This window comes from Nocardia sp. NPDC058518, from assembly GCF_042719655.1.
Lineage (GTDB): Bacteria > Actinomycetota > Actinomycetes > Mycobacteriales > Mycobacteriaceae > Nocardia.
Map to the genome: position 1 here is coordinate 97,133 of NZ_JBHXNJ010000014.1, position 13,590 is coordinate 110,722.

The following is a 13,590-nucleotide window of genomic DNA, read 5'->3' on the forward strand; positions in this document are numbered from 1 at the left end:
TTGGAGCAGGAGGGTAGGAGGGCGGCAAATTACCCGGGTGGGCGCAGTTTAAATTCGTGTACCCGGAAAATGGAGGAGCCCCCCGGAGTTTCGACTCCGGGGCCTTCTTTCGTTATCCGTTGCCGAGCCGCAGGGTCCAGTTCCCCCGATAGTGCAGCCGGGTGACGCTCGCGGGCGGAATATCCATGCGCCAGAACGACTTCGCCGGTGCGTCGAGCACCACGAGCAGCGCCGCCCGCACCACCGCCGGATGCGTCACCGCTACGGTGTCGCGCCCCGACGACGCGATCTCGGCCAGCCAGAACCGCACCCGATCGACCAGATCGCTGACCGATTCCCCACCGTGCCCACGGAATTCGGGATCGGTGAGCCAGGCGAACAGCTGATCCTGAGCGATCTTGCCCATCTCACTGCCCCGCCACGACCCGGCATCGAGATCCCGTAATCGCACGTCCTGTTCGCCGACGAGGCCCAATTCCTCCGCCGTCTCGCGAGCCCGCCGCTCCGGTCCTGTCCGCACCAGCGCCGCATCGAGCGGCACACAGGCACGCACAGCGGCCCGCCCCGACTCGTCCAGGGGTTCATCGACAGGAAAACGCGCCTTACGTACCGCCTCGGTAAGGCCATGGCCGACAAGGTCGACTCTCAGCACCGTTTGCACGAGAGTCGAGGGTAGCGACGAGTGCGATCCACGCCACAACCCGGGCTTCGCGCCGCCCCGGTCATCAGCATGTTCACGCAGGTGGGGGTGCATGATGCCGGCAAAGTTGTCGGAGGGTCGGTGCACACTTGGTGCTATGGATCGGTTCTCCCCCGCAACGGCACAGTGGTTCGACGGCGCCTTCCCCGGTGCGACGTCGGCCCAGCTCGGCGCGTGGGACGCGATCGCCGCCGGGGACAACACCCTGGTGATCGCGCCGACGGGGTCGGGAAAGACCTTGTCGGCTTTCCTGTGGGCTATCGACCAACTGGCTCACCGGGACCCACCCGAAGCGGGAGCACGCCGGGGCACGTCGGTGCTCTACGTGTCGCCGTTGAAGGCACTGGCGGTGGATGTGGAGCGCAATCTGCGGGCACCGCTGGTCGGCGTGACGCAGACGGCGAAGCGGTTGGGCCTCGACCCGCCGGATATCTCGGTGGGTGTGCGCTCCGGTGACACTCCGCCCGCCCAGCGGCAGGCGATGTTGCGCACGCCGCCCGACATTCTCATCACCACTCCCGAGTCGCTCTTCTTGCTGCTGACCTCGGCGGCGCGCGAGACGCTTGCCCAGGTCAACACAGTGATCGTCGACGAAGTGCACGCCATCGCCGGGTCCAAGCGCGGTGCGCACCTGGCGCTGTCGCTGGCCCGGCTGGACCAGCTCACCGACAAGCCCGCGCAACGGATCGGGTTGTCGGCGACGGTGCGCCCGCCCGAGGAGGTCGGGCGGTTCCTGGTCGGGAACGCGCCGATCACCATCGTGCGCCCGCCGGCGCCGAAGACCTTCGACCTGTCGGTGCGGGTGCCGGTGGCCGATATGACCGATCCCGGGGGCGACTCCGATCAGCCGGGGTCCATCTGGCCGCATGTCGACGAGGCCATCGTCGACCTCGTGCTCGAGCATCGGTCCTCGATCGTGTTCGCCAACTCGCGGCGGCTCTCCGAACGGCTGACAGCGCGACTCAACGAGACCTACTCCGCCCGCCTCGGCGAGCCGGTGGAGACCGAGCACAAGCCACCCGCCCAGCTCGGACCGTCCACCGAGGTGATCCACGGGGCCGACCATCTGCTGGCGCGCGCGCATCACGGGTCGGTCAGCAAGGAACAGCGCGCCATCATCGAGGACGATCTCAAGACCGGCCGCCTGCGCTGCGTGGTGGCCACCAGCAGTCTCGAACTCGGCATCGATATGGGCGCGGTGGACCTGGTGGTGCAGGTGGAGGCGCCGCCGTCGGTGGCCAGTGGCTTGCAGCGAGTCGGCCGCGCCGGGCACCAGGTCGGTGAGATCTCGCGGGGCGTGCTGTTTCCCAAGCACCGCACCGACGTGATCCACTGCACCGTCGCCGCCCAGCGCATGCTCGCGGGTGAGATCGAGCAGCTCCAGATCCCCGCGCACCCGCTCGACATCCTCGCCCAGCAGACGGTGGCGGCCTGCGCGCTCGAACCGATCGACGTCGACGTTTGGTTCGATATCGTCCGCTCCACCGGCAGCTATGCCAACCTGCCCCGCTCGGCCTACGAATCGGTGCTCGACCTGCTGGCCGGGCGCTATCCGTCCGACGAGTTCGCCGAACTGCGCCCGCGCGTGGTGTGGGACCGCGATGCGGGCACCATCACCGGCCGTCCCGGCGCGCAACGGCTGGCGGTGACCTCCGGCGGCGCGATTCCCGACCGTGGAATGTTCGCGGTGTTCATGGTGGGTGAGAAAGCTTCTCGGGTCGGTGAACTCGATGAGGAGATGGTCTACGAATCGCGCGTGGGTGATGTGTTCGCGCTCGGTGCGACCAGCTGGCGGATCGAGGAGATCACCTTCGATCGGGTGTTGGTCTCGCCTGCGTTCGGGCTGCCGGGCAGGTTGCCGTTCTGGCATGGCGACGGGTTGGGCCGCCCGGCCGAATTGGGCGCCGCGCTGGGCGAATTCGTTCGGACGGCGGGGAAGGTGCCAGCCGATGAGCTGACGCGGATCGTCGCGGACATGGGTCTGCGCGACGAGCCCTCGTCTGCCGCGCGGAGTAAGCCCGCGGAGCGGCTCGAGCACCTGGTGCGCACCGCTGGGCTCGACCAGAACGCGACAGCGAATCTGGTGAGTCTGCTCGAGGAACAACGCAGTGCGACAGGTCAATTGCCGACCGACCGCACGCTGGTAGTCGAACGTTTCCGCGATGAGCTCGGTGATTGGCGTCTGGTCCTGCACTCGCCCTTCGGCACCCCGGTCCATGCACCGTGGGCGCTGGCGGTGGGCGCGCGCCTCCAGGAACAGTTCGGCATCGACGCCGCCCCGACCGCCTCCGACGATGGCATCGTGGTGCGCCTGCCCGACACCACCGATCAGCCGCCCGGCGCCGAACTGTTCGCCTTCGAGCCCGACGAGATCGACGACATCGTCACCGAACAGGTCGGCGGCTCCGCCCTTTTCGCGTCCCGCTTCCGCGAATGCGCCGCCAGGGCACTCCTGCTGCCGCGCCGTGATCCCGGCAAGCGCGCACCGCTGTGGCAGCAGCGGCAGCGCTCGGCCCAATTGCTGGACGTGGCACGCAAATTCCCGCAATTCCCGATCCTGCTGGAAACCGTTCGCGAATGCCTGCGCGACGTATACGACCTGCCCGCCCTGCGCGACCTGCTCACCAAGGTCGCCCGCCGCGAGATCCGCCTGATCGAAGTCGAAACCGCGAGCCCGTCGCCGTTCGCGGGTGCCCTGCTGTTCTCCTACATCGGCCAATTCCTCTACGACGGCGACAGCCCACTGGCCGAACGCCGGGCCGCCGCACTGGCCCTCGACTCCAGCCTGCTCGCCGAACTCCTCGGCCGCGTCGAACTCCGCGAACTCCTCGACCCCGCCGTCATCGCTCTGACCGAACAAGAACTCCAACGCCTCACCCCCGAACGTCTAGCCCGCGACGCCGAAGGCCTGGCCGACCTCCTACGCCTGCTCGGTCCACTCACGCCCGCCGAAGCCGCGGCCCGCTGCGTCCCCCGCCCCGGCACCCCATCCGCCGCTCGCCACGACGAGGCGATGGAAAGTCGAGCACCGGACGAATTTCGCACACACGAGCGAGGCTCGAAGTCCGGCGAACTCGCCCCAAGACCCGGCGCAGGAGCCGTCGGAGCCGGGCCGGCTGGTATCCCCCGGGATAACGCCGCGCCCCCCGACAGCATTGCCTTGCACCCAGACAACGGAACCCGCTCGGCCGACGGTCTTTCGGAAGGCGGAGCACAGGCCGATCGTGGCAGCCACGACCTGCTCATCGACTCCGATGCACCGGCTTGGTTCGCGGAACTGCGGGATTCGCGGCGGGCGCTGGAGGTTTCGTTCGCGGGACGTACCTGGTGGGTGGCGGTGGAGGACGCCGCTCGTCTGCGCGACGCGCTCGGGGTTCCGCTGCCGATCGGCGTGCCCGCCGCGTTCATCGAACCGGTGCCCGATCCGCTCGGCGACCTCGTCGGGCGCTATGCCCGCACCCACGCGCCGTTCACCACCGCGGCGGTCGCCGACCGCTTCGGTTTGGGGACTGCGGTCGCCGCGACATCGCTGCATCGTTTGCTCGCCGAAAAGCGCGTCGTCGAGGGCGAATTCACTCCCGGTACGGCTGGCGGCGAGTGGTGCGATGCCCAGGTTCTGCGTCGATTGCGCCGCCGTTCGCTCGCTGCCGCACGGCACGAGGTCGAGCCGGTCTCCACCGCGGCCTTCGCACGCTTCCTGCCCGCCTGGCAACACGTCGGTTCCGGCGAGCTGCGCGGCGTCGACGGCGTCGCCACGGTGGTGGAACAGCTTGCGGGTGTGCCGATTCCGGCCTCGGCATGGGAGTCGCTGATCCTGCCGACGCGAGTCCGCGACTACTCCCCCGCCATGCTGGACGAGCTGATGGCGACCGGCGAGGTGGTGTGGTCGGGCCACGGCGCCATCACCGCCCGCGACGGCTGGATCGCCCTGCACCTGGCCGATCAGGCACCGTTCACCCTGCCCCCAGCCGACGAGATCGACCCCACCGACATCCAGCTCGGGCTACTGGCAGCTCTCGGCGCGAACCTGGAGCCCTGGCCCCCATCCGGCACCATGCGAACCGACCCGCATCCTCCAGTCGCCTCGGAGTCACCCGGCACCCGCCCGAAGGCGGCTCGCAGAAGCGCGTCCGCCGATAAGGTCGTCGACCTCGACGCCGCCGAGCGCGCGCAACCAACCCGCGGCAATGGTCAACGGCCTGGTCCAGAACACGATGCGCCCACCGATTCCGGTGATGCCACACGATTGCCACCCACATTGACGGGAGGCGGCGCCTATTTCTTCCGCCAGCTCTCCGATACCGCGGGTCTGCTCGACGACAAGGCCGCCGGTGACGCACTGTGGCAGCTGGTCTGGGCCGGATACGTCTCCGGTGACACCTTCGCCCCGGTGCGCGCCCTGCTGTCCGGCACCGCCCGCGCCACCACCGCGCACCGCGCCCCGCGCCGCGCTCCCCGCGGCCGCGCGTACCTGCCACGACCGTCGATGCCGACCCGATCCGGCCCGCCGATGCTGGCCGGCCGCTGGTCGATCCTGCCCGAACGCGTGCGGGACAACACCGTTCGCGCCCATGCCACCGCCGATCAGCTCGTCGAACGCTACGGCGTGCTGACTCGCGGCTCGGTGCAGAACGAAGGGATATCCGGCGGTTTCCAGCTGATGTACCGGGTGCTCACCGAGTTCGAGGATCGCGGCCGATGCAGGCGCGGCTATTTCGTCGACACGCTCGGCGGCGCCCAGTTCTCCACCACCGACACCGTCGATCGCCTGCGTTCGTTCGACACCGACCGTGACAACACCAGAGCGGGCGTCGCGCTCGCCCTCGCGGCGTGCGACCCCGCCAACCCCTACGGCGCCGCCCTGCCGTGGCCGAAGGGTGACGCCGAAGGCGGTCATCGACCGGGCCGCAAGGCGGGTGCCGTGGTAGTTCTGGTCGGTGGCGAACTGGTGCTCTACTCGGAGCGCGGCGGCAAGACGCTGCTCAGCTTCACCGAGGACATCGGCCTGCGCCGTGCGGCAGCCATGGCGCTGGCGGGGCTGGTGCGCGACCGCAGGGTCGACAGCTTGGTGATCGACAAGATCAATGGGGAAACCGTGCACGGCAACCTTTTCGTCGAGGTCCTGATCGAAGCCGGTTTCTCGATGACCCCGAGCGGTCTGCGGCTGCGCAGGCAGGTGTAGCCGAATGCCCGAGGGCGACACCGTCTTCCGCACCGCGCAGCGCCTACGCACGGCCCTGGCCGGTAAGACCTTGACCCGCAGCGACTTCCGGGTCCCCCGGTACGCCACGGTGGATCTGGTCGGCGATCTCGTGGAAGAGGTCGCCAGCTACGGCAAGCACCTGTTCATCCGCACCGACCGCTGGAGCATCCACACCCACCTGAAGATGGAGGGCGAGTGGCGGGTGTTCCATTGCGGCCAGCGCTGGACCAAACCGCGGGTCACCGCGCGACTCGTCCTCGGCAACGACGAAGTCGAGGCCGTCGGATTCTCGCTCGGCAAGGTTCAGGTCCTGCCACGCGCCGACGAACACACCGTCATAGATCACCTCGGCCCCGACCTACTCGGCCCGGACTGGGACCCGGCCGAGGCCCTGGGCAGGCTCACCGAATACCCACGCCGCGCCATCGGTCTCGCCCTGCTCGACCAGCGCAATCTGGCAGGCATCGGCAACATCTACCGCAGCGAGATCTGCTTCCTCCGCCGAGTCCACCCCACCACCCCCGTCGGTGAGATTCCCGATCTCCCGGCGCTCGTCGACGAAGCCCACCGCGTCCTCGGCAAGGCCGCGCACCAGCCGCCATGGCGCCCCATGGTCTACAGCCGAACCCGGCGCCCCTGCCCCCGCTGCGGCACCGCCATCGCCTCCCAGCTCCTCGGCGAGGACGACCCCGCCGACCGCATCACCCAGCGCGAACGCGGTATCTACTTCTGTCCTCGGTGTCAGCCACTTCCCTGAAAACGCCTCGCCGCGCATCACCGTGTCCGATACGATCCCGGGATTGTTTTCATCGCTAACGGCCAGGGCATCTCCCCAGTTAGAGAGCAGGTTTCGTGATGGCATGTCGGATCAGTGAGCTCGTGCTCGGTTGCCGCGACCCCGAGGCACTTGCCCAATTCTGGTGTGAGGTCCTGGACTTCGTCGTCCTCGATCGCGAGGACGACGGCACCGTGGAGATCGGCCCACGCGAGGGGTTCGGCGGTCCGCAGGCGACGATCATCCTCAGCAGCAGGGAAGAGCCGGAACACGGGAAATCCCGGCTGCACCTCGACGTCAACCCCACCGACCGTGATCAGGACGCCGAGCTCGAACGCCTGCTGAAGCTCGGTGCGCGCCCGGCCGATATCGGCCAGACGGGGCAGGAATCGTGGCATGTCCTGTCCGACCCGGAAGGCAATGAGTTCTGTCTGCTCAGGGCCCGCATCGACCCGGTCTGAGGCTCAGCGGTCCTGCGGCACCGGCTCCAGCAGTTGCGGGCGCGGCTCGGGAGCGGCGGCCCGCAGCGCGTCGGCCGACTTGTCGTCGGGTTGGGTCTGCGATTCGATCTCGGCCCGCACCCGCGCCTGGTACGTGGACACCTCACGGTCGATATCGTCTGCGTCCCAACCGAGTACGGGTGCGATGAGGTGGGCGACCTGCTCGGCACTGTTCGCGCCGCGATCGGAGTATTCGATCGAGATGCGGGTGCGGCGGGCCAGGATATCGTCGAGGTGCAGCGCGCCTTCGGCGGCGGCCGCGTAGACCGCTTCGACCTGCAAGTAGGCCGGGGCGTCGGTAATCGGTTGCAGCAGTTCGGGTTTGCCCGCGGCCATGGCGAGCACCTCGTCGACGAGGGAGCCGTAGCGGTCGAGCAGGTGCGTCATCCGGTACGGGTGGATGCCGTAGTGCTCGGCGAGCTGCACGGTCTGGTTGACCAGCGCGAAGTAGCCGTCGGCACCGAGCAGCGCGACCTTCTCGGTGATCGAGGGCGAGACGCGTGCCGGAATGTCTTGTGCTGCTTCATCCATCGCGTCGGCCGCCATCACCCGGTAGGTGGTGTACTTGCCGCCCGCGATGCTCACCAGACCGGGCGCGACGCGTGCCACGGCGTGTTCGCGCGAGAGCTTGGACGTCTCGTCGTTCTCCCCCGCCAGCAGCGGACGCAGGCCCGCGTAGACCCCGTCGATGTCGGCGTGGGTGAGCGGGGTGACCAGCACCTCGTTGACCCGGTCGAGCAGGTAGTCGATATCGGCCTTGGTCGCCGCGGGGTGGGCGAGGTCGAGGTTCCAGTCGGTGTCGGTGGTGCCGACGATCCAGTGCGCGCCCCACGGGATGACGAACAGCACCGAGCTGGTGGTGCGCAGGATGATCGCGGCGTCGCTGACGATGCGGTCGCGCGGCACCACGATGTGCACGCCCTTGGACGCGCGCACATGGAATCGGCCGCGCTGCCGCGACAGACCCTGCACCTCATCGGTCCACACGCCCGTCGCGTTGATCACCACATTCGCGCGCGCCTCGCCGGTGCGCCCGTCCTCGGTGTCACGCAGTTTCACCCCGACGACCCGGTCGGCCTCACGCAGAAATCCGACGACCTGCGTGGAGGTGCGGATGACCGCGCCGTAGTGGGCGGCGGTGCGGGCCACCGTCATGGTGTGGCGGGCATCATCGACGACGGTGTCGTAGTAGGTGACGCCGCCGATCATCGAATCGCGGCGCAGGCCGGGTGCCAGACGCAACGCGCCGTGACGGGTCAGATGGTGCTGTCCCGGAACGGATTTCGCGCCGCCCATGGTGTCGTACAGGGTCAGGCCCGCGGCTACGTACGGCCGCTCCCACACGCGATGCGTCAGCGGGTAGAGGAACCGCAGCGGCTTCACCAGGTGCGGTGCCAGCGTCGACAGTGCCAGCTCACGTTCCTTCAGAGCTTCCCTGACCAGGCCGAATTCCAGCTGTTCGAGATAGCGCAGGCCACCGTGGAACATCTTCGACGAGCGACTCGACGTGCCCGACGCGAGATCGCGAGCCTCGACCAGCGCGACCGACAGCCCGCGTGTCGCAGCATCCAGCGCGATACCCGCACCGACAACGCCGCCGCCGACAACCAGGACGTCGAACTGATCCTTGCCCAGACGCTCCCAAGCGGTCCGCCGATGTTCGGGCCCCAGATCGCCGGGCCCGAGCCGGTCCCGCTTCCCGCCCGCGACCAACTCACCCGGGTGCAGGAACTCCGGTGTCTGCGACATGCTCGACTCCTCGCCGCCGACCGATTCCGGCCGGTCCCAGCCGACAGTGGGCCAGCGCCGCGTTCGGCGGCGCCGCTGCGTACAGGCTAAACGTAGCGCCCGCGCCGCGCTCGGGACGTGCGCGGCGGGGCGCGGGTCCGAAATTCGTCGCCGACGACAAAGCGTGCGGCCCCGGGCTCCGCTTTCGGTAACCTGCATCAATGCGTCGCTATGTGGCTGCCATCGATCAGGGCACGACTTCGAGTCGGTGCATCATCTTCGATCGGCAGGGCCGGATCGTCGGGACCGCCCAGCGGGAGCATCGGCAGATCTTTCCGAAGCCCGGCTGGGTGGAGCACGATCCGGCGGAGGTGTGGCGCAATACCGAGTCGGTACTCGGTGCGGCGCTGGGCAACAGCCGGTGCTCGGCCGGGGATCTGGCCGCCGTCGGGATCACCAATCAGCGCGAGACCACCGTGGTGTGGGATCGGGCGACCGGCGAGCCCGTGTACAACGCGATCGTCTGGCAGGACACGCGCACCGATCAACTGTGTACCGAACTCGCCGGTGATCAAGGGCCGCAACGCTATGCGGACCGCACCGGGCTGCCGCTGTCGACCTATTTCGCCGGTCCGAAACTGCGCTGGATCCTCGACAATGTCGACGGCGTCAGGGAACGCGCCGAAGCAGGCGACCTGTGTTTCGGCACCATGGACAGCTGGGTGCTGTGGAAGCTGACCGGTGCACACCTCACCGACGTCACCAACGCCTCACGCACCATGCTGATGGATCTCCGCACCCTGCAATGGGATTCACAGATCTGCGCCGATTTCGACATCCCGATGTCTTTGCTGCCGCAGATCCGCAGCTCGTCGGAGGTCTACGCCGATATCACCGCCGGTCCTTTCGAAGGCATCCCGGTCGCGGGGATCCTCGGCGACCAGCAGGCTGCCACATTCGGCCAAGCGTGCCTGAGCCCCGGCGAAGCCAAGAACACCTATGGCACAGGCAATTTCATGCTCCTCAACACCGGCACGACCCCGGTGTTCAGCAAGCACGGCCTCCTCACCACCGCCTGCTACCAACTCGGTGACGCACCCGCCGTCTACGCCCTCGAAGGCTCGATCGCCGTCACCGGCTCCCTCGTCCAGTGGCTGCGCGACAACCTCGGCATCATCTCCTCCGCCGAGGAAGTGGAACCACTGGCCCTCAGCGTCGAGGACAACGGCGGCGCCCACTTCGTCCCCGCGTTCTCCGGCCTGTTCGCCCCCCGCTGGCGCCCCGATGCCCGCGGCGTCATCGCCGGACTCACCCGCTTCGTCACCAAGGCCCACTTGGCAAGAGCCGCACTGGAATCCACCGCCTTCCAAACACGCGAGGTGGTAGACGCCATGCGCGCCGACGCCGCCGCCCAACACCTGGACCTCGAACTCACCACCCTCAAAGTCGACGGCGGCATGACCGGCAACAACCTCCTCATGCAATTCCAGGCCGACATCCTCGACGTCCCCGTCGTCCGCCCGGTAGTCCGCGAAACCACCGCCCTCGGCGCCGCCTACGCCGCCGGTTTGGCAGTCGGCTTCTGGTCCGGCCTCGACGACCTACGAGCCAACTGGTCCGCCGACCGAACCTGGACCCCCTCGATGCCCGAAGAGGAACGCACCCAGCGCTACGCGGACTGGAACAAGGCCGTCGAACGCACCTACAACTGGGTGTGAACCGACCGCGCAAGCTGCCTCGGCAACAGCGCTCGAGGAAACGCTGCTCGAAGCGGCCGCCCAGGCGTTCTCCCGCGCGGATCTGCGTCGGAGCCGACCGCTGTGACGAGCGAACCGCGACGAAGGTCCTTCCCGCTCAGCTCGTAGCCTGTGCGGCCTTCGACAGGCGGTTGACCGCTTCGGTCAGGGTGGCTTCGTCGGAGGTGGTGAAGCAGAGGCGGAGGGTGTTGGGGGTGGTGTTGGTGATGGCGAAGGCGGCGCCGGGGACGTAGGCGACGCCTGTGTCCAGGGCGGTGGGGAGGAGGGTGGAGGTGTTGGTGTTGTCGGTGAATTCGGCCCAGATGAACATGCCGCCGGTGGGGTCTGTGCAGCGGATGCGGTCGCCGAAGGTGGTGCGGACGGCGGAGACCAGGGCGCGGGCCCTGGTGCCGTAGGTGGTGCGGATCGAATTGATGTGGGTGGCTAGCCAATTGGTGTCGGTGAGCAGGTCGGTGGTGATCTGCTGGGTCAGGGCCGATCCGCAGAGGTCGGCGCCTTGTTTGAGGAGTTCCACTGCGCGGCAGACCCTTTCGGGGGCGATCATCCAGCCGACACGGAGGGAGGGGGACAGGATTTTGGAGACGCTGGAGAGGCGGATCACCTGGGCGGAGTGCGTGGCCACGGGCGCGGGGGCGGGGTTGTCGAACCAGAGTTCGCCGTAGGGGTCGTCTTCGATGATCCAGAAGCCGTGGGCCTCAGCCAGTTTCGCGAGGCGTTGGCGGCGTTCGGGGGTGAGGGTGACGCCGCCGGGGTTGTGGAAGGTGGAGACGGTGTGGACGACGGCGGGGCGTTCGCCTGCCGCGAGGAGGTCTTCGAGGATGTCGAGGCGCATGCCGTCGCTGTCGAGCGGGACGGCGACGATTCGGGCGCCCGCGGCTCGGAAGACCTGCAGCGCACCGACATACGCGGGGTCTTCCACGATCACGAGGGCACCGGGATCGAGGAGGACCTCGGCCAGGAGCGAGAGCGCCTGCTGTGAGCCGTGGGTGATGAAGACTTCGGCGACGGGCACCGTGCGGCCGATCTTGGCGGATTCGCGGGCGGCGATCACCTCGCGCAGGGCAGGCCAACCGGACGACTCGGTGTACTGCAGCACGGCGGGGTCGCGCAGGGCGTTCTCGGCGGCGAGGGCGATCTGTTCGCGCGGCATCAGGGTGGCGTCGGGGAGGCCGCCCGCGAGGCTGATGATGTCGTCGCGGGCAGTGAGTTTGAGCAGATCCCTGATCGCCGAGCTCTGTAGGCCGGCGAGCTTGCCCGCCAATGCTGGAATTGTCAGCGACATGGGAACCTCCGGGGACGCCAAGAGAAGCAATCATCCTACGATTGCATATCGTCCGCCAGAATGTGAAATTGTCGTCTCATGCAGTGAGACTCTACCGAGCGGTGATGGACTTGACCTGCCACTTTCCGTCGGTGTTGGTGGTGATGATTTCCTGCTTGTAGACCACCGCCGAGCCATCGGGGTGCATTTCACGCAGTTCCACGTCGTAGCGGCCCACGGTGGTCTCGCGCATCTTCACACAGTGGGTGGTACCGGCGGGAATCTGCCCGTCGATCGCCTGCTGGATCGTCTCGGCGGGCGAGATGTTCTCGGCGTCGGGCGCCACGAATTCGCGCACCTTCGCCCCCGACCGGTCGGTGTAGAAGGCGTACTGGAAGCCGAGGATGGCCCTGGCGCCGGTGGTGGTGTCGCCCGGTCCGTTGCCGACGGTGACAGATTGTTCTGCGACAGACTGGCATTCGGTAGCGGAGGCGACCGAGGGAACCGGCGCGGCCGTGACACCGGGATCGGCACCGCCGCCGCGCTTGACCAGCCCGATCGTCAGAACAAGGGCCACCACGAGCAGGACAGCCGCGGCCACACCGCCGATGATCCAGCGCAGGCGCTTGTTATCGGGTTCCTGCTCTACCGGCGCCGGGGTGGTCGGCATCTTCGGCGCGAGACGGCGCGCGATCGGATCGTCGGCCCAGGACAGGCCGGGTTCGGACGGCGGCTTCGGGATCGCGCCGTCATCGTCCGGGTTGTCCCACCACGCTTTGTCGCCCGCGGGCCTCGGCTTGTCGGGGACCAGCGGGGTGCGGCTGCCCTCGGGCGGGCGCACCTGCTCCGGGGGCCCGGCATCGCGCGAGGGTGTCTGCGGCGCAGGATCTTTGGGGCCGGGGCGACCACGACGGATCACCTCGGTGAGCTCACGACCGGAAGTCACCGGCACGGAATCACCGAATACCGAGCCGCCGAAGACAGAACCCTCATCACGCGGCTGCTCGCCACCGAAACGGACCGTCGGGTCGGCGGCGGGCGGACCGCCCGGAGTGGGACCGCCGAACGGCGCGGCTTCCCGCGACCCGGGACCGGCGGGCGCATCACCGCCGGTAGTGGGACCACCGAACGGCGCGTTGCGCGGAGGCGTCGCCAATGCGTCACCGAAAACAGAGGTCGGCGCGGAACGGCGACCATCGGGTAGCCGAGGGGGCGCTTGACCGGCGGGCGGTCCCGGCGGCACCGAACCGGTAAACGGAGCACCGGGCGGCGGAGCGACCGGCGGCTGACCCGCGACAGGGCCACCGAACGGACCCGGCGCGGGAGCACCGGCGGGCGGACCGAACGGGCCGGGCGCAGGCGCGGCGGGCGGACCGGCCGGTCGCCAACCCCGCTCCGGAACCCCGGACGGCGCGGGCGGCGGCGCGGCGGGAACAGGCCCACCGAAACCGGCGTCGTCGACCGGCGGCCCGAAATCGCTTACGGGAGGACCGAATTCCGCAGCAGGTCGTTGATCGCCGCGTTCGTTGTCGTCGCCCTCGGTGCCCACGTCAATCCTTTCCCCAGGACACACGTGTGGGGCGGTCGAAGGCGGCCCCCCCACCCCACCTACATCCGGTCAGTACATGATAGATCCCCCCCACAGGGTGTTAAAAACCCCCACGAT

The 13,590-nt window shown here is 68.6% G+C and carries 8 protein-coding genes; 4 read left to right on the forward strand and 4 right to left on the reverse strand.

From position 1 onward, the window contains the following. Positions 1-112 precede the first annotated feature (112 nt). Complete coding sequence (locus ACFWPX_RS23050) at positions 113-661, reverse strand: histidine phosphatase family protein (RefSeq protein ID WP_378919916.1); 549 nt, start codon at positions 659-661, stop codon at positions 113-115. Positions 662-797: 136 nt separating this feature from the next. On the opposite strand from ACFWPX_RS23050, the gene ACFWPX_RS23055 reads away from it, so the two are divergent. The 3 genes from ACFWPX_RS23055 (at position 798) to ACFWPX_RS23065 (ending at position 7,139) form a co-directional block, all read left to right on the forward strand. Continuing rightward, entirely contained in the window at positions 798-5,882 is a 5,085-nt protein-coding gene (locus ACFWPX_RS23055) for a DEAD/DEAH box helicase (RefSeq protein ID WP_378929043.1), read from the forward strand. A gap of 4 nt (positions 5,883-5,886) precedes the next feature. Then, the gene (locus ACFWPX_RS23060; protein WP_378929044.1) at positions 5,887-6,660 is read left to right on the forward strand and encodes an Fpg/Nei family DNA glycosylase; all 774 of its coding nucleotides are present in this window, start codon (positions 5,887-5,889) and stop codon (positions 6,658-6,660) included. 98 nt (positions 6,661-6,758) lie between these two features. Continuing rightward, entirely contained in the window at positions 6,759-7,139 is a 381-nt protein-coding gene (locus ACFWPX_RS23065) for a VOC family protein (protein ID WP_378919922.1), read from the forward strand. Between the two features lie 3 nt (positions 7,140-7,142). Here ACFWPX_RS23065 and glpD read toward each other — a convergent pair whose 3' ends face one another. After that, on the reverse strand, positions 7,143-8,927 hold the full coding sequence (glpD, locus tag ACFWPX_RS23070; protein ID WP_378919924.1) for a glycerol-3-phosphate dehydrogenase: 1,785 nt from the start codon (positions 8,925-8,927) through the stop codon (positions 7,143-7,145). A 200-nt stretch (positions 8,928-9,127) separates the two neighbouring features. On the opposite strand from glpD, the gene glpK reads away from it, so the two are divergent. Then, positions 9,128-10,624 (forward strand): glycerol kinase GlpK, encoded by a 1,497-nt coding sequence (glpK, locus tag ACFWPX_RS23075; protein ID WP_378929045.1) that lies wholly within the window; start codon positions 9,128-9,130, stop codon positions 10,622-10,624. Between the two features lie 136 nt (positions 10,625-10,760). Here the strand turns inward: glpK and ACFWPX_RS23080 are convergent, their stop codons facing one another. Together ACFWPX_RS23080 and ACFWPX_RS23085 are read right to left on the reverse strand one after the other, a co-directional pair. Continuing rightward, positions 10,761-11,945 (reverse strand): PLP-dependent aminotransferase family protein, encoded by a 1,185-nt coding sequence (locus tag ACFWPX_RS23080; protein ID WP_378929046.1) that lies wholly within the window; start codon positions 11,943-11,945, stop codon positions 10,761-10,763. A gap of 91 nt (positions 11,946-12,036) precedes the next feature. Next, complete coding sequence (locus ACFWPX_RS23085) at positions 12,037-13,473, reverse strand: hypothetical protein (RefSeq protein WP_378929047.1); 1,437 nt, start codon at positions 13,471-13,473, stop codon at positions 12,037-12,039. Between the last annotated feature and the right edge of the window lie 117 nt (positions 13,474-13,590).